Below are 19,308 nucleotides of genomic sequence, written 5' to 3' on the forward strand. Positions count from 1 at the left end.
CTCGGTGAATAGCGCAGTTTGGTAGCGCATCTGGTTTGGGACCAGAGGGTCGGGGGTTCGAATCCCTCTTCACCGACCAAATTCCGGCAAACAGCCGCCGCTGAGCAATCAGGAAGTGTTGTAACAATCTCGGTGAATAGCGCAGTTTGGTAGCGCATCTGGTTTGGGACCAGAGGGTCGGGGGTTCGAATCCCTCTTCACCGACCAAATTCCGGCAAACAGCCGCCGCTGAGCAATCAGGAAGTGTTGTAACAATCTCGGTGAATAGCGCAGTTTGGTAGCGCATCTGGTTTGGGACCAGAGGGTCGGGGGTTCGAATCCCTCTTCACCGACCAAATTCCGGCAAACAGCCGCCGCTGAGCAATCAGGAAGTGTTGTAGCAATCTCGGTGAATAGCGCAGTTTGGTAGCGCATCTCCGGCTTTTGGAATCAGCGGACCAGAGGGCGACCCTCTGAACCTGAGCATCTAAAGCAAAACAAATCTCGGTGAATAGCGCAGTTTGGTAGCGCATCTGGTTTGGGACCAGAGGGTCGGGGGTTCGAATCCCTCTTCACCGACCAAATTACAAAAGTGACGAGTAATAGAGAAGCGAGTTGCGAGACAGAGCCGTTTCTCACCACTGAATACTCGTTGCTCACAGCTTACAATCGGTGAATAGCGCAGTTTGGTAGCGCATCTGGTTTGGGACCAGAGGGTCGGGGGTTCGAATCCCTCTTCACCGACCAAATTACAAAAGTGACGAGTAATAGAGAAGCGAGTTGCGAGACAGAGCCGTTTCTCACCACTGAATACTCGTTGCTCACAGCTTACAATCGGTGAATAGCGCAGTTTGGTAGCGCATCTGGTTTGGGACCAGAGGGTCGGGGGTTCGAATCCCTCTTCACCGACCAATTTAAAACCGGTGGTTGCGTGTGAACACGCAATGGGTCGGGTGCGGAAGGCCGCCCCGTACGAATCCCTCTTCACCGACCAAATTTTCAAGACCCCGCTATGCGGGGTTTTGTGCTATCTGCCCCTTTTTTCTCCTTTCACGTGTTCAAATATCAATCAAATGTGAAAAGTTATCTTCCATTTATAGTTAATGGTTCTTTTTAATCATTAATATAGATTGGTTTTTTCTGTAAAACGATTAAATTGCAGTATTTCACTATTGATGTGACATCGATCAAGTCGTATAACACTAACTGCAATAATCTGTAAGCCAACACAACATCCACCGGGTAAATATATAATGACTAAACCACAAGCCGGTGACCTCTTTGGTCATCCAAAGGGATTGTTTCTGCTTTTCAGTACTGAATTGTGGGAACGCTTCTCTTACTACGCAATGCGAGCCATTCTTGTTCTTTACCTGACAGACAAAACCGTTAATGGCGGACTTGGCTGGTCAACAGAACATGCATTAAGCCTTTATGGTACATACACCGCCCTTGTGTACCTGACTCCTATTTTTGGTGGCTGGATTGCGGATAACATTCTGGGTCAACGTCGCTCAATTATTATCGGCGGCTTCATCATGGCGATGGGCCAATTCACACTGGCACTGCCTCACTCAGTGACAGGTGCGCATGTTGAAGGCGCTTTCTACCTCGGCCTGACTCTGCTTATCGTTGGTAACGGCCTGTTTAAGCCAAACATCTCTACTATGGTGGGTGACCTGTATAAAGAGGGCGATCGTCGCCGTGATGGTGCATTCACCATCTTCTATATGGGTATCAACATTGGTTCTCTGCTGGCTGGTATCATTGCAGGCTCGGCAGCGACTGAATTCGGTTGGAAAGCAGGCTTCCTGTGTGCTGGCTTTGGCATGCTGTTCAGCCTCGTATTGCAGCTGTTCCTGGCTCAGCGCCTATTGGGTGATATCGGTAAGATTCCTGCGGCCAAGCGTCCAGAAATGCTGGGTGAAAACGGTAAGAAAGCTCCGCTGACCAGTGTCGAGCGTGATCGCCTGAAAGTAATCATCATCATGTCTGTGTTCGTGATTGTGTTCTGGGCAGGCTTTGAACAAGCCGGTGGCCTGATGAATATCTACTCACAGGAATACACCAACCGTATGCTGGGAAGCTTTGAAGTACCCGCTGCATGGTTCCAGTCTCTGAACCCATTCTTTGTTATTGTCCTGGCGCCAACACTGGCTCTGCTTTGGGGACGTATGGGTGCAAACGAGCCAAGTTCTCCTGTTAAGTTTGCGCTGGCAATGTTCTTCCTGGCATTGGGTTTCCTTTGCATGGTAGGCGCAGCGCTGGAGCAGGGTGGCGATCCAACCATCAAGACCTCAATGATGTGGCTGGTAGGTGCGTATTTCTTCCACACACTGGGTGAGCTGTGCCTGTCTCCTATCGGTCTGTCTCTTGTCACCAAGCTTGCACCTGTACGCCTTGCTTCCCTGATGATGGGTGTGTGGTTCTGTGCCAACGCTATCGCCAACAAAGTTGCCGGTGTTATCGGTGCACATGTTGGTGAAGCAGGACCTCTGGCTATCTTTGGCGGTATTGCGGTCACATCTACGCTTGCCGGCCTGCTTCTGCTGATGTTTGCCGGTCGCCTGGTGGACTGGATGCATGGTGCTGAAGGCAGTCACGAAGTGAAAAAAGAACTCGAAGAAGAACTTGAGACTGCTGACGCGCACTAACAGACAGAATTGAGCTACACCGTGAAGCCCGCCAACTTGGCGGGCTTTTTCATTTTGACTGCTGGCAGGTTACGGCCCGAGGCTGGTTTTCTCTGACCAAGGTGTATCCGGCGTTTTTAAGAAGTGTTGGCAGGCCGGTGTCTCCTACCAGATGAAGTGCCCCGGCAACAACAAGGTACTTACCTGGTGGATAGAGGCCGGAATTTGTCAGCTGTGAGACCCAGTTTTTGTTGCGGTTGGTAAGAAGCAATGCCTCAAGCGCGGGGTCGTCAAATGAATCAGATGAAAGTGTACGGAGGGTTTCAGTGTCACCGGCTTTCCAAGCGTCCAGAAGGCACTGGAGACTGCTTTCCATTTCGTCCCAGTTATCCAGTGTTGTTGTTAAAAGAGGCAAACCGCTGCTTTCCATGTTTGCCAGAAGGTTAATCTGGTAATTCACACCCTCCAGCTCATATATGGGTTTGCCATCTTTCACTGCTCTTTCCAGTAATTGTGTATCAATGCCATGTTGGGATGAAAGACCGGCTCGCTGAGTCATTGCTACCTGTAAAGACATTGCGACCTGCCAAGGTGCACTGTTGTTAAGAGCGGTATAGGACAGACCAAGCTGGTCAGCAATGGCCTTGAGTTTGGATTGTTGTTGAGCGCCAAGCAGATCCCGGGTGGCGGTGTGGCCCGGTTGGATATCTATTTCGGCATCAAGGATATTGGCTTCAACCACCAGCCCATTATATCCAGGCCAGCGCTGCGCCACCGGTGAGGGGAAAGCAAGCATATCGTTGTCGCCGACGTGAATTGAGCCCAGCAAGGTGAACTCTACACCGGCTTTGGACGCAGTCCATACGGCGGGATCTGCCAGGGCACTGGAAGGAAGAAAAGGCAATAGTATCAGAATACGCTTCAGCCAGTATTTTAGCTGCGAGCGCTTCCTGCCTGGAAGGGCTTTTAATGGTAGTACTGAGTCCTTGGGTTGCTGCATACCTGCTCCGGGAATCCTTTATCCGGTGTTTCTGGCATCACTATATTGCTGAAAACGCCACATCCCAGCCAATTTATCTTATAAAAAGGTCGAGATGTGGCGCATTTACAGGATTTTACAAACAAATGCAGATTTACTGGTTATGCTTGCTGTAAACCATGGTCATGCCGGCTTTTGTGAATCCCAGTACATTGTATGCGTCTTTCTGGTTGCCGTATTCCATACCCGGTGATCCCATAGGCATGCCTGGTACCGCCAAGCCTGCCAACTTTGGCTTTTTCGCCAGGAAGCTGTTGATGTCTTCTACCGGAATATGGCCTTCAAACACATACCCATCAATCACAGCGGTATGACACGACGCTAACTGAGGACGAAGGCCCAGTTTGGCTTTAATCGGGTTCAGGTTCTCCATGTTGACGACTTCCATCTCGTAGCCGTTGTCTTCCATGTACTTAACCCATTCCTTACAGCAACCACAGTAAGGTGATTTGTAAACGGTGCCTTGTGCTGCCATTGCAGAACCGGCCACCAGAGTAAGGGATGCCAGTAAAAGTTTGGCAGTGGTCAGTTTTTTCATCGTTACTCCTCAATGGATTTTGTTACAGCAATGGGGCTTGTGGATGGCACCATCGCGAAGGTTGTTATCAGAAAACAGGTAAAGCTTGTAACGCAGGCGGTTTAACAAACCTCCTGCCATTGTGAGACCGGCAAGACTAAGCAGGTTTTCCAGATTAGCCATATTTGCGCTGTAACGAATGGTAAGTGTTTTCTTGTTGCACGTTACATTCGTTACAGAATCAAGGCTTGCCAGTTTCTCCAAATTATCGGCCTGTGCCTCCGACACCAGTCGGAGGCGGCGTGTGACCAGATAGGGGTTAGGCGTGGTCACTTTTCTTTTCTCCACTGAACCAGAACCATTTGATGATGGCGGCAATGATTAGCAGACCTGCCAGGTTAACAATCATGGTTATTTCTCCTCAGTGTTGACCGGCGAGCGGAAAAGACGCAGGCGGTTGGCATTACTGACAACGGTAATGGAGGACAGCGCCATAGCTGCCCCTGCTACAACCGGGCTAAGCAGTGAGCCGGTGAGTGGGAACAGGATGCCTGCCGCAACCGGGATGCCCAGCGTGTTGTAGACAAACGCACCCAGCAGGTTTTCCTTCATATTGCGAAGGGTTGCTCGAGACAGGGCCAAGGTATCAACCACACCAGAGACGGAGTGACGCATCAGGGTAAACTGGGCACTTTCAATCGCGACATCGCTGCCACTGCCCATAGCAATCCCGACTTCAGCCTGGGCCAGTGCCGGGGCATCGTTGATACCGTCACCTACCATGGCAACTTTATGCCCACGGGTTTGCAGGCGGCGTACTTCTTTTGCCTTACCGTCTGGCAAGACGCCAGCAACAACTTGGGTGATACCGACTTTGCGTGCGATAGCCTGAGCGGTCGCCGGAATATCACCGGTGAGCATAACGACGTCAAGACCAAGCTTTTGCAGGGCGGCAACGGCTTCAGCAGAATCTGCCCGCAGTGGATCACTGATACCAAGCAAGCCCAGCAGTTTGCCGTCACGGGCAACATATACCGGCGTTTCGCCCTGAGAAGCCATGGTATCGATAAGAGCGCCAGCCTTTTCTACTGCTACACTGCTTTGTTCCATCATCCGGGCGTTACCCAAAGCGACCGGAGTATCATTAAGAGAAGCTGATACCCCCATGCCGGTAACTGCATGGAAACCTTCTACTGCCAGAGGCTTGAAGCCTTTCTCTGATACTGCTTCGATTACGGCTTTTGCAAGTGGGTGCTCTGACTGCTGTTCCAGGCTTGCTGCAACGGTCAACAGGCTTTCTTCATCTCCACTGATAACATGCACCGAGGTCAGGCGGGGCTTACCTTCAGTCAGGGTGCCGGTTTTGTCGAGCACGACAGTGTCAATTTCTGCTCCCAGTTGAAGGGCTTCTGCATTGCGAACCAGAATACCCAGTTCAGCAGCACGTCCTACACCGATATTTACGGACATTGGTGTAGCCAGTCCCAGCGCACAAGGGCAGGCGATAATCAGTACTGTGGTTGCAGTAACCAGCATGTACATCGTCTTTGGATCAGGCCCGAAGTTGTACCAGGCCAGTGCGGTCAGGACGGCAATAATCATGACTGAAGGGACAAAGACAGCCGAAATTCTGTCGGCCAGTTTTGCCAGAGCCGGTTTACTGCTCTGGGCCTGGCGTACCAGTTGGATAATGCGAGACAGCATGGTGTCTGAACCGATCCGGGTAGCCTGGAACAACAGGCTGCCAGATTGGTTCACCGTACCGGCATGTACGGTATCCCCCGGTTGTTTATGCGCGGCAAGGGGCTCGCCGGTCAGCATGGATTCATCAAGATAACTGGTGCCTTCCAGGACTACACCGTCTACAGCGACTTTGCTGCCGGGTTTCAGACGCAGTGTCATGCCCGCTTTTACATCAGACAGTGGAACCTCACGTTCCACGCCATTTTCAACGACAACAGCGGTTTGTGGACGGAGATCCATCAAGCGGTCAAGTGCCTTTGAAGTACGGGCACGGGCGCGTGCTTCCAGAGCGTGTCCGAGGGTGATCAGGCCGAGGATCATTGCCGTCGCTTCAAAATAAACATGACGGGCCTGAAGCGGGAACCATTCCGGGGCAATCACCAGAACCGTTGAATACAACCAGGCGGCACCGGTACCCAGTGAAACAAGGGTATCCATGGTGGCGCGGTGGTGACGGAATGCCTTCCATGCGCTGACAAAGAAGTGCTTCCCGGCAGTCGCCAACAATGCAAATGTAATGACAGCCACTACCCCCCAAGCCATCCGGCTGACCGGCGTGTCGACAGTCATGGTGCCACCAAGAACTCCCCACGCCATCAGCGGTATACCGATAGCCAGAGAGACCGCCGCATTTCGGACATGCGTCCGGTAGGCTACTGCCTGGTTTTCAGCCAGCTTTTCCCGGCGTGTCTGTTCGTCTTCACTCAGTTCGGCTTTGTAACCGGCATCGGAGACAGCCTTGACCACAGCGTCTGGATCAAATTCTCCGCTAACTATAGCAGTTCGCTCAGCCAGATTGACACTGGCTCCGGTTACCCCGTTAACGGACAGCACTGCCTTTTCGACAGAGGAAACACAGCTCGCACAGGTCATCCCTTCCAGAATGAACTGGCGGGCATTCGAACCTGCCTTTTTGTTAGCAGGATGGATGTCTACAACATCCGCCACATCAGGGGAAGGGACAGGACAGGCGTCTTCGGTCGCCGGTGATGCCTGGTAACCCAGATCTGTAATCAATGCGATTACATTGTCTTCACTGAGTGTTGTCGTTACCTCTGCTGCGTTTTTTGATACGGAATAAGCGGAAACCGCACTGTTTGATGCCAATGCGCTTTCCACTTTAGCCACACATTTACCGCATGAAAGGCCGGACAGCGCGAGGTGGTACGTTTGGGTTGTCGGTACCTGATAACCCAGTGATTCGATAAGGTTGATGAGTACCTCTTCCGAGATAATGCCGGTTACTGATACCTGTTCTTTGGATACATGGGCCTGGGCAATGTCACTTCGAGCTTCAAGCGCACTCTTCACCTTGGCAACACATTTCCCACAGCGAAGTCCGGCAAGCGGCAGTATCAGCATATTTCCTGCTGAGTACCCGAGGTTGTCTACGATTTCAATGACGTCATTCAGGGAAAAATGCCCCTGGATCCGTGCTTCTTTAGTGTCTACTTCGAGCGAAGTGACCCCCGGCAACTGCTCCAGTGCCTGCTGAACCTTCCTGGCGCAACCCATGCAAGACAGACCACTTAGGGGGACGGTGGTCACTGTGGATGCTTTTTCGATAACGTTGATCGCCATGGTTTTTCTCGCTTAGCCCGTTCTTATTTGATACGGCAAGTTTGCTTTTTTTGTGGAAAACTCTTACTAATGTCGAAGGATAAACCTTCCATCAACTGGAAGGTCAAACGCTTTTTGAGGTAATTGACGATGAAGATTAATGACGTCGCCAAACAGACGGGTTTGAGCAGCAAAACCATCCGTTTTTATGAAGGGAAAGGGATTATTTCTGAACCGGCACGACAAGATAACGGTTACCGGCTTTACGGCCAAAAGCATATTAATGAACTGATGCTGATTAAGCGGGCACGGTTGGTGGGGTTCAGTCTGGAGGAAAGTGGCGAGTTGCTGGCACTTTCCAGGGATCCTTCGCGCCGCAGTGCGGATGTGAAAGAAAAAGCCATCAGTAAGCTTCAGGAGATTGAAGAAAAGATCAGCGAACTGCAGGCAATGAAAACAACCCTTGAGGCGTTAACCAGCAGTTGCCCCGGTGATGATGGTGCGCAGTGTCCGATTATAGAAGCCTTGAGTTCAGACGAATTGGTCACTGGAACAGGATGTTGTGGTGGCAGTAAAGCGACTCATTAAGTGTTCATGCAAAAATGAGAAATCAGATTGTGTTGTTGGCCGATAGTCTTTTATTGTCGAAGCAGGGAGTCTGAGTACTCTATACCCAAACCACCTCAAGATGCATGATTCCGGGAGCATCTTGAGGAGATTTGGGTATGTATGCATATTCCTACAACAAAAAGTGAGCACAATGGGTATTTTCAGTCAATTCTGGCGGTATATCCGGCATTATTTCCCTCAGGCCGGTTTACGCCACCTTCACACCTCGCTTGCCCTGTTGATCATTATCCAGATCATCAATAGCAATTTTATCCATATGACCCATGAGGGTGTTCTCAAAGATACTCCCTATGCAACGGCGTTTCTCTGGTTCCATATCATTGCTGGGTTGTTAGCGGTTGTCTGTACTGTCGCCATGGTCACCTACATGCTGAGCAGGCAGTCGTTCCGGCAATTTTTCCCCTATCTGTTCGGTGACAATGCTGTGCTCAAAGATGACCTGGCACAACTTGCCCGTATGAAGCTGCCTGAACCAAGAGAGAAAGGCCTTGGCAATATTGTGCAAGGGTTGGGTATCGGAGCGTTAATCCTGATTGAAGTGGCAGCTGTTGCCTGGCTGGTTTTGTGGAACATGCATTCGCCTTACGCCAATGAGGTGCGGGAAATTCACAAGGCATTGACCGGTTTGATTGAAGCCTACCTGATAGGCCACGGTGGTATGGCTTTGCTCCACTTTATCGTGGAACGAAAGCGTTTTGCCTGAGAACAGCGTACTAATCCAGTTGGTATAAAAAGGGTTGGCGTCATGCCAACCCTTTCTGTTTTTCAGCGGCAGCCTATGCGGGCTGTTCGAACTTCAGCAGTTTTTTCTCAAGACCACGCATGCCCAGAGAGAGAAGGGCATTGATGGAAAGATAAATAATGCCGGCTGCACCAAATACGGCCAGTGTGTCGTAAGTCTGTGCGTTCAGACGCTGGGCATAGCCCATAATGTCCATAATGGTAATCGTGCTTGCGAGAGAGGAGCCTTTAAACACCAGGACGACTTCGTTGGAGTATGAAGGCAGGGCACGTTTCAGCGCATAGGGAAGCAGGATGGAAAGCGTTTGGTACTTTGACATGCCAAGTGCCGCGCAGGCTTCCCATTGGCCTTGGGGAATAGCGCGCATTGCCCCGTTAAACAGCAGCGTCGCATAAGCTGCACTGTTGAGGGCGAGTGCCAGCATGGCACAAAACCAGGGTTTGGCAAAGAGCGTCCACAACACACTTTCCTTGATAAAGGCAAACTGGCCGGGACCGTAATAGATTAAAAAAATCTGGACCAGAAGTGGCGTGCCGGTAAACAGTACCAGAAACCCCCGGGCCAGCATGTTGAGGCCCGGTGTCTTAAGTGTCCTGACAACAGTCAGGCCAATAGCCAGCATAAAGCCGACGACAAGTGCGCAAAAGGTCAGGCTGAGGCTGGTAACCAGCCCGTGGGCCAGTGTTGGGAAATAATCTTGCATGATCAGGCCGCTCCCTTTTCAAACCGGGTGACATGGTTTTCAATCAACTTCAGGCCGGACTGACTCACCAGTGTGATCCCGAGATAGATCAGCGCTGCAATGGCAAACCAGGTAAAGGGCTGCCAGGTGGACGTGGAAATGAGCTGGGCCTGGCGCATCAGGTCGTTTACACCGATTAACGAAACCAGTGCGGTATCTTTCAAAAGAACCAGCCACTGGTTGCCCAGCCCCGGCAATGCATGGCGCCAGAGCTGCGGCAGAATAAGACGGAAGAAGATAACCGGCTTCTCCATTCCGAGTGCCAGGCCTGCTTCCCACTGACCACGTGGAACCGCTTTGAGGGCTCCCCTTAGGGTTTGAGATGCATAAGCAGCAAAGATGGATGACAGGGCAAAGACTCCGCACCAGAACGGACTGAACTCGATAAAGTCGCCGGTCAGCAAAAAAAGTATCTGGGTTGAGCCGAAGTAGGCAAACAATACCACCAAAATTTCCGGGAGCCCGCGAAGAACAGTGACCAGAGCGGTTACCGGCCATCGCAGGACTCGCCAGGGCGCAGCTTCTGCCGCCGTAAGCAGCATGGCAAAAACCAATCCGACTAAAAGTGCTGTCAGTGCCAGGCCAACCGTAAGGCCAGCCGCCTGCATAAGAAGGAGAAGAAACGCCGTCATAGAACTACCTGTTACCTTTACCTACAAGACTTATTGGAACCACTTGTCGTAGATGGTCTTGTAGGTACCATCTTTCTGTATGCTTGCCAGAGCCTGGTTCAGCTTTTTCACCAGTTCCTGGTTTTCCTGGTTAACCGCAATGCCAAAGCCTTGGCCGAAGTATTTGGTATCGGTGACCGGCTTGCCTACCGTTGCCAGTGCGTCGTCTTTCTTCAGCCATTCCGCAACCACCGCAGTGTCACCGAATACAGCATCAATACGGCCGTTTTTCATATCGATGAAGGCATTTTGGTAGCTGGCATATGGAACCGCTTCGACGCCCGGAAGTTGCTCAGTGATGTATTTCTGGTGGGTAGAACCGTTTTGTACCCCCACACGCTTACCTTTGAGGGCATCAGTGTCGCTGAACTTGCCATCAGCACTGATAAAGCTTGCGCTGTTGTCGTAATACGCATCAGAGAAGGCTACCTGCTCCAAACGTTCTGCGGTGATATCCATTGCAGAAATTGCTGCGTCATAGCGGCGGAATTTGAGCGCAGGGATCAGGCTGTCAAAAGCCTGGTTATGGAAGGAGCACTCGGCTTTCAACTCAACACACAGCGCGTTGGCTACATCAACGTCAAAACCAACCAGTTCGTTTTTGTCATTGGTGTATTCAAAAGGCGGGTAGGTTGCTTCCATTGCAAACTTAATGGATTCCGCTTGCGCAGCACCGGCTGTCATCACAGAAGAAAGCAGGACTACCAGGGGCATCAGTTTCATAAACCTCTCCTTGGGCAAAGAAAATGTGTTAGTGAGATAAGTAAGCTGAAAATTCAGCGGTTTGAGGTTGGGCAAAGCGTTCGGCTGAACCGGATTCCACAATCCGGCCCTGCTCAAGATAAATCACCTGGCTGGCAATACGTTTGGCAACGTCCACCTCGTGGGTCACGATGACCTGGGTGATGCCGGTTTCCGACAGTTCTTTAACGATATTGACGAACTGGGTAGTTATTTCCGGGTCAAGTGCAGCAGTGGGTTCGTCAAACAGAAGAATATCCGGTTCCATCATCAGCGCCCTGGCGATAGCAACACGTTGTTGCTGGCCTCCGGACAGTTGGAGCGGGTAACGCTTTTCGAGGCCGGTGAGGTGCAAACGCTCAACCAGCTTCTGTGCTTTGTCATTCGCTTCTTGTTTTGCAATTTTATGCACTTTCATTGGGGCTTCTGTCAGGTTGCCCATCACCGTAAGATGTGGCCACAAATTGTACTGCTGGAAGACCATCCCCACGCGAGTGCGCAGTTCACGGATTTTCTTGTCATCTGGCTTTTGGGATAAGTCAAACTGCTCTCCTGCCAGCGAGAGCAAGCCGTTACGAGGAACCTCGAGAAGATTGAGAACGCGTAGCAATGAGCTTTTACCTGCGCCGCTTGGACCAAGTAACACAAGGGTTTCACCTTGCTTGCACTTGAAAGAAATATCAAATAACGACTGGTTTTGGCCGTAAAAGCAATCAATACCTGCTAATTCGATTTTCATACTGAACCATCCCGTTGGAATTTTTATATTTCTGTAATTGGCTGTACTGACGGACAGTGATACCTGTAGATGAATATTTCTGCAGAACATCCGCTCTGTGCTTCATCTTCTTTTGAATTAAATTTCACGATATGTGAATAAATCACTACATTCATTAAACGATGTTTTCGGCGGTTTGGATAGAGGAAAGTTTGTTTTTTGAGTTGTTTGGTTGTTTATTGTTCGGTGGTATTCTTTGTTGGCGGTGTTTCGTAACACAATGATTCCCTCAGTGAATGGATGTGAGGAAAATTAATAGGCTTCAAAGTTGCATCGATGTGGTGTTAAGTAATAATTTGATGGTTAGTTATTAAAAAAAAGAATGTCGTTGGTTTGTGATGGTGACGAAATATTGAAATAGTTTTTCTTTTTCCCTTTTCGTGCAGCAAAAGATAGTGCCGCTACATGAATTCCCTGTGGCGGAATCTGATTGTCGTGGAGAGTAAACCAATGAATTCACTGTTTTTAAGGATGAGAGCAGTCCACTGGCTGGCTATCGGAATACTAATTGTAAATATCTTTATTTTTACCGACTCGTTGATTTCACAGATTATCCAGAGCGTACTGATACTTGCTGTAGTCATCCATGACTGGGATGAAAAGCGCTGGGGAGTCGATACCTTAAATCTGGTTAACAGGCACATGGGGAAATTTTCCCAAAAAGATCTGGGCGAAGATTGCAATGTAAATACCCGGTTCAATGCTGAAATGAGTAATGTGGTCGATACCGTCAATTACTTTCGGAAAACCATGCAGGACACATTGATAACGCTGAAATCCGTTTCGACGGACAGTGAGGAAGGTGCCAGAGAGATTTCCAGTTGCCTTGTGATGATGGATAACAATATTCAGGCGTCGCGGCAGATTTCAGAAAAGACGTCGGCACAGATTAACCATATCTGCTCACTGCTGACGTCTCTGTCCGAGGGAATGGCTGCCACACATTCCTGTATGAATGCAGTGAGTGCCGACCTCCAGGAAAGCAGTCGAGATGTCAGTATTCTCAGCTCCTCTGTCAGTGAATATTCTTCGCAAAATAATGAGCTAAACCATCAGTTCGATTTACTGAAGGACAATGCAGAAGAGGTGAAGAAGGTATTGGTGGTTGTGGCTGATATTGCAGAACAGACCAACCTTCTTGCCCTGAATGCCGCGATTGAAGCAGCGCGTGCCGGAGAGCATGGCCGAGGATTTGCCGTGGTTGCCGATGAGGTGCGCGCACTGGCGGTAAGAACACAGAACAGCCTGGATGAAATCCATAATATCGTCCAGAGTATTACCCAGTCTGCAGACAGCGCATCGGACAAGATGCAGGCTCAAAATGAGAGCCTTGCCCCACTGGTTTCCCTGGCAGAACGTAATGCGGAAATAATACGTAAGGCAGCAGAAGACGTCAGTGAGTCATCAGGGCAGATTGCAGAGCTGGATGGAAAATTCCAGGTAGTGGAGCAGGATGTTACGGAAATTGACCGCGACATTGAAAGCTTGTGCCGGGCAGAGGAAGAGAATGCTGAGGGGATCCGGCATATCAACGCTCAGATGAAAAAGACCCGGAAGACCACATCTGAAATTGGCGAGCTGATAAAAGAGTTTAAGTTGGGGTAGAGAATTAAAAAACCGGCCGTTGGAATGGCCGGTTTTTGTTTTTCTAGCAGTCCAATGCCTTAGTACAGCAGCGTGTAAAGCTGGCGGCGGTATTTCGAGGCAATTGGGTTGCCCTGTCCCAATGAGGAGAGAATATCCATCATCGTCTTCCGGGCTTCACCGTCTGCGGTATTCAAATCTTTACGAAGCATTGTCATTAATATTTCCAACGCCTCTTCATGACGGTTAACCTGGCTAAGTTGCACCGCAAGCTTAAAACCAATCTTTTCGTTTTCCGGGTCGGCATCATACGCTTCCTGAAGCTGAACCACTTCTGGTGATTCAGCTGCCTGGTTGTGCAGTTCAACCTTAGCGATCAGTGCTTTATATTTCGCATCCTGATCTTGCATCAACACGGTATCCAGAACATCCTGGGCTTCATCAAATTGTTGCGTTTCAACCAAGCATTCAGCGATAGCCAGTTTAAACGCGCCAGCGTCACCTAATTCATCTTGCAAGGGTTTCAGCAGTCCCAGTGCGGTACCAAACTGACCTTCTTCCATCAGTGCGAGGGCCTGTTTGAAATCCAGCTCGGCCTGACTTGGCAGGTGCCGGGTCAGCATTTCACGCACGGCGTCATCCGTCTGCGGGCCTGCAAGGCCATCGACCGGACGGCCCTGGTTAAACAGTGCCAGGGTAGGCAGGGCACGGACGCCAAGTTGCATGGCGAGCATCTGCTGCTGTTCGCAGTCAACCACGGCCAGCGTAAAGGTGCCCCGGTATTCGTGGGCAAGTTGTTCTACACTTTGGCGCATTTCGAGACTTTCAGGGACGCTTGGCGCCCAGAACAAGAACAACAGCGGTGTATCCATTGAGGTTTCGAGAACCTGCTGGGCATTCTGCTCGTTGACGTCGACGATATAAGTGTTTTCCATGAAATTGCCTTAATCCGGAATGGTTTAACTTAATGGTGGGGTTGGAAAAGGCCAATTTCAAGCACAAAGGCCACCCGATTGGATGGCCTTTGAACAATAACGCATTTTATTTTTAAAATAAAAATCTGGCTTAGATCAGCAACACGACCAGCGCAATGCTGACACAGAGCCAGTTGAGCTGACTCAGGGACATAGGGTTATTTGCCTTGTAAATGCTTTATCGATTTAAATCTTAAACTTGGGCTAGTAGTTTCTCAGAAGTGTGCAAGTTGTTGCGTTTCTCTTGCTTTCCAGCGCTTCTTGCTGACTCTATACCGTGATGAGAGAATAAAGCACTTTTATGACAGAAATATTTCTATGATCCCCAAAGATCCTCAGCGCTAGGATTTAATCTCCCTTTACTAAAATCCTGTCCATCATTCGGCTGCTCAATAGGCGTTTAAGTACTGCCATCAATTTTGTCGGCTGGGTGACCCGGTAGCGGTTACGTGGGCGTTTTGATTCGAGCGCGTGCAGTAAAGGCGTGACTATGGCTTCAGCCGGAAGCGTATAACGGTTTGCAGAGGTTTCCTTTCCCAGCCTTGCCAGTTGCTGCTGGTACTGGGATTCATGCGGGCTGCCGGATAACGTAATGTGTTTTTTGAACATTTTCAGTGCGTTTGCCCGAAACCGGCTGTGTATCGGTCCCGGTTCGATAAGACTGATATGGATATCTGTACCGTTGAGTTCGAGGCGCAGCGTGTCAGTCCAGCCTTCAATGGCGAACTTTGAGGCGTTGTACGCCCCACGGTAGCGCATGGCAACAATCCCCAAAACGGAACTGTTCTGGACAATCCTGCCTTGGCCTGCGTTTCTCATCATCGGCAGGACTGCCTTTGTAAGGTGGTGCCAGCCAAAAACATTGACTTCAAACTGCTCTCTCAGTGCCTCTGTAGGTAAATCTTCCAAAGCCCCGGGTTGGCCGTAAGCACCATTGTTAAACAAGGCGTAAAGGTTACCACCGGTTAATTCCCGGACTTTTTCAATGGCGAGGTCAATACTGCTACTGTCAGCAAGATCAAGCTGAATTGCCACCAGTCCTTCTTGGCACAACCTCTCTACATCTTCTTGTTTTCGGCATGAAGCAATAACCTGAAAACCCCGGTCTTTTAGGGCATGGGCGCAGGTGTAACCGATACCGCTCGAACAGCCGGTAATTAAAATACTTTGTTTCATCTTATTTCCTGTCTGCCAGAAGCGGAGTGAGTTGCCCTGCAATGTGATCCGCTATCCACGGCTGCGCTTCGGGCTTGGGATGTAGCCCATCGTCCATCATCCAGCCCTTTTTCAGAATGACCTGTTCAAGGAAAAAAGGCAGGAGAGGCACGTCATATTCCACACTAAGAGAGGGGTAGACGTGGGCAAAGGCTTCGCTGTAACGTTTACCATAGTTGGGTGGAACCTGGATCTGCATAAGGATAGGCGTTGATCCCGCGTCCTGTACCTGCCTGATTATTTGGTCTAAGTTGGTTCGTATAACTTTGGGTGAAAAGCCGCGAAGGCCATCATTGGCTCCGAGCTCTATCAATACCCAGTCCGGGTTGTGCTCGTCCAAAACCGCTGTGAGGCGGTCCAGGCCGTTGCCCGTGGTATCTCCGGAGATACTGGCATTGACTACCTTTATGTCAGGCTTGCCTGCCTCCTCAAGGGCTTCGGGGAGAATTGACGGCCAGCTTTCACTGGCTTCCATGCGGTAACCGGCACTGAGACTGTCACCAAGTACAACAAGTGTCTGCCCTTGTACGGCACCGGTCATCAACAGTAATAACAACGAAAGGATTCTTGCCATGGCGTTCCCTGTCATTGATGCAAAACAACTGGTTAAGCAGGTTACTACCTCAGACCATGAGCTGACAATTCTTGATGACGTTTCACTGACAGTTAATGAAGGGGAATCGTTGGCATTGGTTGGTGTCTCAGGTGCCGGAAAGTCGACGTTGATGACACTGCTTGCCGGGCTAGATGTGCCTACCGGTGGGGAGGTGCACTTCCTAGGACGCAGGATTGATACGCTGGATGATGAGTCAAGGGCGGCAATCAGGGCGGATTCTGTCGGGTTTGTATTTCAGAGTTTTCTCCTGGTGCCTTCTTTGACTGCGTTGGAAAACGTTGTTCTGCCAGCAACGATCCGAGGCGATGAAGAAGACTGGACCCGCGCAAGACAATTATTGGAAGAGGTAGGCCTCGCCGGGCGGGAACATCACCGCCCGGACCAACTATCCGGCGGTGAACAGCAACGGGTAGCTTTGGCCAGGGCATTTATGACCAAACCACAGGTTCTTTTTGCTGACGAGCCGACGGGCAACCTGGACCAGCACACTGCCGGCAAAGTCATTGAATTGCTGTTTGCCCTTAACCGCGACCACGGCACCACACTGGTGATGGTTACCCACGATCCTAAACTGGCAGATCGCTGCGACCGTAAACTGGTGCTGGACAGCGGGCGGATTGTCCAGGAGGGCGTATGAGTGACAGCGTAAGCCTCGAAAATACCGGCAAGGAAACCCACTCCCGCCATTCACTCCGGAGTCGCTGGGTTTGGCGTGAACTGCGACAGGGTGAGCTGTGGCCGATTGTTGCAGCCCTGACACTGATTGTCGCCACCGTATTTGCGTTGGCTGCCCTTGCCGGCCGGATTGAGAATGTCCTCACTGACCAGGGGCGTAATCTCCTGTCAGCCGATCTGGTACTTCGCACTGCTGAACCTGCATCTGAACAATGGTTACAGGATGCCGAAACAGCAGGGTTGCAAGTTACCCGTCAAACCCGGTTCGGTACCATGGCATTCAGTGATGAGGCGATGCAGCTTGTCAGAGTCCGGGCTCTGGGCAGCGCCTACCCTTTGCGGGGGGAGCTGGTACTGGAAGGTGAAAAGGTCAATCACAGTGTGCAACCTGGGGAATTATGGCTGGAGGACCGGGTGTTCAGCCTGATGGGGGTAAAGCGCGGAGATACATTGGATATCGGGGATAAGCAGTATGTCATTTCCGGCCGAATAGCCAGTGAACCGGAATTATCCTTTAACCCGTTCAGTCAGATGCCGGGTGTGATGGTCCACCAAAATGACATTGAGTCGATTGGTGCTCTCCAGCCCGGCAGCCGGGTCAGCTACCGTTATTACTTCAGTGGGCCTGACGAATCCCTTACTGCGTTGAAATCAGGGTATACCCTTAACCCCGGTGAGCGGTGGACGGATGAAAATACTCCGGGCCAGACAGGCGATATGCTTGAACGCAGCCGTCAGTACCTGGCGTTAACGGTTATGCTGGTGGTCATTATGGCAGCGGTCACCCTGGTGCTGACCTGCCGTCACTATGTACGCAGCCGGGTAGCAGTGATTGCGATGCTGAAAAGCCTCGGGGCGGGAAAGCAGTGGCTTCGGACCTGGCTGGCATGGCAGCTTGCGGGGCTGTTTTCCGTTGCGATTATTGCCGGTTGGGCCGGTGGGTACTTGATTGAGTGGCTGCTTCGCCTTCCCCTGGTGGATGTGCTGCCTCAACCGGTCCCCGGTTTTGGCTGGCAGCCTTGGGCCGTTGCGCCGTTGGCTGCAATCCTGGTGTCGATCCCTGCACTTGGCATCCCGTTGGTATCCCTGCTAGCCGCACCGGCGAAAGCAGTGATGCAGCCGGAAGCTTTGCCGTCACCTTGGCGAAACGGGTATTCCTGGCTGATGCTGGCTATTCCCCCTGCGGTAATGGGAGTGTGGGCTGCGGGTAATACTCTGCTCTGGATGGTGCTGGGTGCGATGCTGGTAATGATCGTCCTGCTGGCATTTATTGGTATGTTGGTTTTTCGCGGTGCCCGGCGCTATGCAACAAAGCCGGCGCTCAAACTGGCACTGAGCCGGATCGTCCGCAGCCCTTTTGCCAGCGGGATTCAGTTAGGGGCCCTGGCCTGTTCCTTAATGCTGGTGGCGGTGATTTGGCTGTTGCGCACAGACCTTCTGGAAGACTGGCAGCAGACCCTGCCAGATGGTGCGCCGAATGTGTTTGCCATCAATATCAGTGAGCGGGTGGTGCCGGATTACACGGCAGTTCTGGACAGGCAGCAGATCCTCAGATCCGAGGCTTATCCGATACTGCGCGGGCGACTGGTAGCCCAGAACGGTGAAAACCTGCTCGACAGGCCGGGAGAGAAAGACGAGTCACTCCAACGGGAGCTTAATTTTACCTGGCGTGAAACCTTACCAAGCCACAATGTGGTGTTGGAAGGGAAATGGCCAACCGCCGGTGGCGTCTCTGTAGAAGAGGGTATTGCTGAGCGAATGGGGATTAAGTTAGGGGATACCCTGACATTTGCTGTCAGCGGCAGGGACTACCAGGCAGAAGTCAATTCCATCCGCCAGGTGGAATGGCGCAATATGAAGCCGAATTTCTACTTTATTTTTGATCCGGAGCTGTTCAGCAAAATGGCTTACTCAGCCATTTTGAGCTTTCGGCTTGAAGCAGACCAGACACCTATCCTTGATTCCCTGTCGCGAGATTACCCAACGGTCACTGTTCTGGACCTGCGTACCATGAGTGATCGCATCCAGGTCATTCTGCGCCAGGTTTCCCTGTCATTGTCTGTGTTGGCAGGCCTGGCGGTTCTTAGCGGTTTGTTGCTCCTGTTTACCTTGCTGAGGTTGAGCCTTGCTGAACGCCAGCAGGAGATTAAACTTTACCGCACACTCGGCGCAGCGCGAAAACGTATTACTGCAACGCTGTGGTTTGAGTTTGGCATGATGGCTGTGGTGGCAGGGCTGATTGCAGTGGGGGGCGCAGAATTGGCGATGTCGGCGCTGATGGAGTTTGGCTTTGAGTTGCCCGCTAAGCTTCACCCGGAGATGTGGGTGGTGTTGCCACTAGCCGCGCTAATGTTGATTGGGGCTACGGTTGCCACCATGCTGAGGAAACTGCTGGTGCCACTGAGAAGTTGAAAACAGAGCTTCTGGAATCATTGCCGTTGAGAACGCTCTCCTTAAAAACCTGATCCT

At 51.1% G+C, this 19,308-nt stretch carries 17 protein-coding genes and 6 tRNA genes; 12 read left to right on the forward strand and 11 right to left on the reverse strand.

Annotation, left to right across the window (positions count from 1 at the left end; genetic code table 11):
- Positions 1 to 2: 2 nt before the first annotated feature.
- From NF212_RS04915 to NF212_RS04945, 7 genes are all read left to right on the forward strand, one after another.
- Positions 3 to 79: transfer RNA gene (locus NF212_RS04915), tRNA-Pro, on the forward strand.
- 51 nt (positions 80 to 130) lie between these two features.
- Positions 131 to 207 (forward strand) — tRNA-Pro (locus tag NF212_RS04920).
- Positions 208 to 258: 51 nt separating this feature from the next.
- Positions 259 to 335, forward strand: a tRNA-Pro gene (locus NF212_RS04925).
- A 149-nt stretch (positions 336 to 484) separates the two neighbouring features.
- Positions 485 to 561, forward strand: a tRNA-Pro gene (locus NF212_RS04930).
- 88 nt (positions 562 to 649) lie between these two features.
- Positions 650 to 726: transfer RNA gene (locus tag NF212_RS04935), tRNA-Pro, on the forward strand.
- 88 nt (positions 727 to 814) lie between these two features.
- Positions 815 to 891 (forward strand) — tRNA-Pro (locus NF212_RS04940).
- Positions 892 to 1,232: 341 nt separating this feature from the next.
- Entirely contained in the window at positions 1,233 to 2,633 is a 1,401-nt protein-coding gene (locus tag NF212_RS04945; RefSeq protein WP_434359354.1) for a peptide MFS transporter, read from the forward strand.
- A gap of 49 nt (positions 2,634 to 2,682) precedes the next feature.
- On the opposite strand, the gene NF212_RS04950 is transcribed toward NF212_RS04945, so the two are convergent.
- From NF212_RS04950 to NF212_RS04965, 4 genes are all read right to left on the reverse strand, one after another.
- Positions 2,683 to 3,612 carry a TraB/GumN family protein gene (locus NF212_RS04950; RefSeq protein ID WP_434359356.1) on the reverse strand — a complete coding sequence of 310 codons (930 nt, stop codon included), beginning with the start codon at positions 3,610 to 3,612 and terminating at the stop codon, positions 2,683 to 2,685.
- A 133-nt stretch (positions 3,613 to 3,745) separates the two neighbouring features.
- A complete protein-coding gene (locus tag NF212_RS04955; RefSeq protein ID WP_434359358.1) occupies positions 3,746 to 4,189 on the reverse strand; it encodes a DUF411 domain-containing protein in 444 nt (147 codons plus the stop codon).
- A gap of 9 nt (positions 4,190 to 4,198) precedes the next feature.
- Positions 4,199 to 4,501 (reverse strand): hypothetical protein, encoded by a 303-nt coding sequence (locus NF212_RS04960; RefSeq protein ID WP_434359360.1) that lies wholly within the window; start codon positions 4,499 to 4,501, stop codon positions 4,199 to 4,201.
- A gap of 78 nt (positions 4,502 to 4,579) precedes the next feature.
- Complete coding sequence (locus tag NF212_RS04965) at positions 4,580 to 7,492, reverse strand: heavy metal translocating P-type ATPase (RefSeq protein ID WP_434359362.1); 2,913 nt, start codon at positions 7,490 to 7,492, stop codon at positions 4,580 to 4,582.
- Positions 7,493 to 7,621: 129 nt separating this feature from the next.
- On the opposite strand from NF212_RS04965, the gene cueR reads away from it, so the two are divergent.
- Positions 7,622 to 8,059: a Cu(I)-responsive transcriptional regulator gene (gene cueR / locus NF212_RS04970; protein WP_434359364.1), complete on the forward strand. Its 438-nt coding sequence runs from the start codon at positions 7,622 to 7,624 to the stop codon at positions 8,057 to 8,059.
- Between the two features lie 172 nt (positions 8,060 to 8,231).
- Positions 8,232 to 8,804, forward strand: a complete 573-nt coding sequence (locus NF212_RS04975; protein ID WP_434359366.1) for a cytochrome b/b6 domain-containing protein — start codon at positions 8,232 to 8,234, stop codon at positions 8,802 to 8,804.
- A gap of 73 nt (positions 8,805 to 8,877) precedes the next feature.
- Here NF212_RS04975 and artM read toward each other — a convergent pair whose 3' ends face one another.
- From artM to artP, 4 genes are read right to left on the reverse strand one after another with little or no spacing between them, the layout of a single operon-like run.
- On the reverse strand, positions 8,878 to 9,549 hold the full coding sequence (artM, locus tag NF212_RS04980; RefSeq protein WP_434360829.1) for an arginine ABC transporter permease ArtM: 672 nt from the start codon (positions 9,547 to 9,549) through the stop codon (positions 8,878 to 8,880).
- Positions 9,549 to 10,217 carry an arginine ABC transporter permease ArtQ gene (gene artQ / locus NF212_RS04985; RefSeq protein ID WP_434359368.1) on the reverse strand — a complete coding sequence of 223 codons (669 nt, stop codon included), beginning with the start codon at positions 10,215 to 10,217 and terminating at the stop codon, positions 9,549 to 9,551. The genes artM and artQ overlap by 1 nt, the downstream gene beginning before the upstream one ends.
- 30 nt (positions 10,218 to 10,247) lie before the next feature.
- The gene (locus NF212_RS04990; protein WP_434359370.1) at positions 10,248 to 10,979 is read right to left on the reverse strand and encodes an arginine ABC transporter substrate-binding protein; all 732 of its coding nucleotides are present in this window, start codon (positions 10,977 to 10,979) and stop codon (positions 10,248 to 10,250) included.
- A 28-nt stretch (positions 10,980 to 11,007) separates the two neighbouring features.
- Positions 11,008 to 11,736, reverse strand: a complete 729-nt coding sequence (gene artP / locus NF212_RS04995) for an arginine ABC transporter ATP-binding protein ArtP (RefSeq protein WP_434359373.1) — start codon at positions 11,734 to 11,736, stop codon at positions 11,008 to 11,010.
- A 489-nt stretch (positions 11,737 to 12,225) separates the two neighbouring features.
- On the opposite strand from artP, the gene NF212_RS05000 reads away from it, so the two are divergent.
- Positions 12,226 to 13,380, forward strand: coding sequence for a methyl-accepting chemotaxis protein (locus tag NF212_RS05000; RefSeq protein WP_434359375.1), 1,155 nt, complete (start codon positions 12,226 to 12,228; stop codon positions 13,378 to 13,380).
- Between the two features lie 59 nt (positions 13,381 to 13,439).
- Here NF212_RS05000 and NF212_RS05005 read toward each other — a convergent pair whose 3' ends face one another.
- The 3 genes from NF212_RS05005 to NF212_RS05015 all read right to left on the reverse strand — a co-directional run bounded on the left by NF212_RS05005 (position 13,440) and on the right by NF212_RS05015 (position 16,122).
- Positions 13,440 to 14,294, reverse strand: coding sequence for a tetratricopeptide repeat protein (locus tag NF212_RS05005; RefSeq protein ID WP_434359377.1), 855 nt, complete (start codon positions 14,292 to 14,294; stop codon positions 13,440 to 13,442).
- Between the two features lie 387 nt (positions 14,295 to 14,681).
- Positions 14,682 to 15,509 carry an SDR family oxidoreductase gene (locus NF212_RS05010; RefSeq protein WP_434359379.1) on the reverse strand — a complete coding sequence of 276 codons (828 nt, stop codon included), beginning with the start codon at positions 15,507 to 15,509 and terminating at the stop codon, positions 14,682 to 14,684.
- A 1-nt stretch (position 15,510) separates the two neighbouring features.
- On the reverse strand, positions 15,511 to 16,122 hold the full coding sequence (locus tag NF212_RS05015; protein ID WP_434359381.1) for an arylesterase: 612 nt from the start codon (positions 16,120 to 16,122) through the stop codon (positions 15,511 to 15,513).
- On the opposite strand from NF212_RS05015, the gene NF212_RS05020 reads away from it, so the two are divergent.
- Positions 16,121 to 16,801 (forward strand): ABC transporter ATP-binding protein, encoded by a 681-nt coding sequence (locus NF212_RS05020; RefSeq protein ID WP_434359383.1) that lies wholly within the window; start codon positions 16,121 to 16,123, stop codon positions 16,799 to 16,801. The genes NF212_RS05015 and NF212_RS05020 overlap by 2 nt on opposite strands.
- The gene (locus NF212_RS05025; protein ID WP_434359385.1) at positions 16,798 to 19,251 is read left to right on the forward strand and encodes an ABC transporter permease; all 2,454 of its coding nucleotides are present in this window, start codon (positions 16,798 to 16,800) and stop codon (positions 19,249 to 19,251) included. Before NF212_RS05020 ends, NF212_RS05025 begins: the two co-directional genes overlap by 4 nt.
- Positions 19,252 to 19,308 lie beyond the last annotated feature (57 nt).

Origin of the sequence: Parasalinivibrio latis (assembly GCF_036825535.1) — a bacterium.
Lineage (GTDB): Bacteria > Pseudomonadota > Gammaproteobacteria > Enterobacterales > Vibrionaceae > Parasalinivibrio > Parasalinivibrio latis.

What these genes read in the sequence shown, in the direction of transcription:
- NF212_RS05015 (WP_434359381.1), bottom strand. Translation starts at nt 16,122, where the DNA reads ATGGCAAGAATCCTTTCGTTGTTATTACTGTTGATGACCGGTGCCGTA.
- NF212_RS05010 (WP_434359379.1), bottom strand. Translation starts at nt 15,509, where the DNA reads ATGAAACAAAGTATTTTAATTACCGGCTGTTCGAGCGGTATCGGTTAC.
- NF212_RS05025 (WP_434359385.1), top strand. Translation starts at nt 16,798, where the DNA reads ATGAGTGACAGCGTAAGCCTCGAAAATACCGGCAAGGAAACCCACTCC.
- artQ (WP_434359368.1), bottom strand. Translation starts at nt 10,217, where the DNA reads ATGACGGCGTTTCTTCTCCTTCTTATGCAGGCGGCTGGCCTTACGGTT.
- NF212_RS04955 (WP_434359358.1), bottom strand. Translation starts at nt 4,189, where the DNA reads ATGAAAAAACTGACCACTGCCAAACTTTTACTGGCATCCCTTACTCTG.
- NF212_RS04990 (WP_434359370.1), bottom strand. Translation starts at nt 10,979, where the DNA reads ATGAAACTGATGCCCCTGGTAGTCCTGCTTTCTTCTGTGATGACAGCC.
- artP (WP_434359373.1), bottom strand. Translation starts at nt 11,736, where the DNA reads ATGAAAATCGAATTAGCAGGTATTGATTGCTTTTACGGCCAAAACCAG.
- NF212_RS04975 (WP_434359366.1), top strand. Translation starts at nt 8,232, where the DNA reads ATGGGTATTTTCAGTCAATTCTGGCGGTATATCCGGCATTATTTCCCT.
- NF212_RS04950 (WP_434359356.1), bottom strand. Translation starts at nt 3,612, where the DNA reads ATGCAGCAACCCAAGGACTCAGTACTACCATTAAAAGCCCTTCCAGGC.
- NF212_RS04965 (WP_434359362.1), bottom strand. Translation starts at nt 7,492, where the DNA reads ATGGCGATCAACGTTATCGAAAAAGCATCCACAGTGACCACCGTCCCC.
- cueR (WP_434359364.1), top strand. Translation starts at nt 7,622, where the DNA reads ATGAAGATTAATGACGTCGCCAAACAGACGGGTTTGAGCAGCAAAACC.
- NF212_RS05020 (WP_434359383.1), top strand. Translation starts at nt 16,121, where the DNA reads ATGGCGTTCCCTGTCATTGATGCAAAACAACTGGTTAAGCAGGTTACT.
- NF212_RS04945 (WP_434359354.1), top strand. Translation starts at nt 1,233, where the DNA reads ATGACTAAACCACAAGCCGGTGACCTCTTTGGTCATCCAAAGGGATTG.
- NF212_RS05000 (WP_434359375.1), top strand. Translation starts at nt 12,226, where the DNA reads ATGAATTCACTGTTTTTAAGGATGAGAGCAGTCCACTGGCTGGCTATC.
- NF212_RS05005 (WP_434359377.1), bottom strand. Translation starts at nt 14,294, where the DNA reads ATGGAAAACACTTATATCGTCGACGTCAACGAGCAGAATGCCCAGCAG.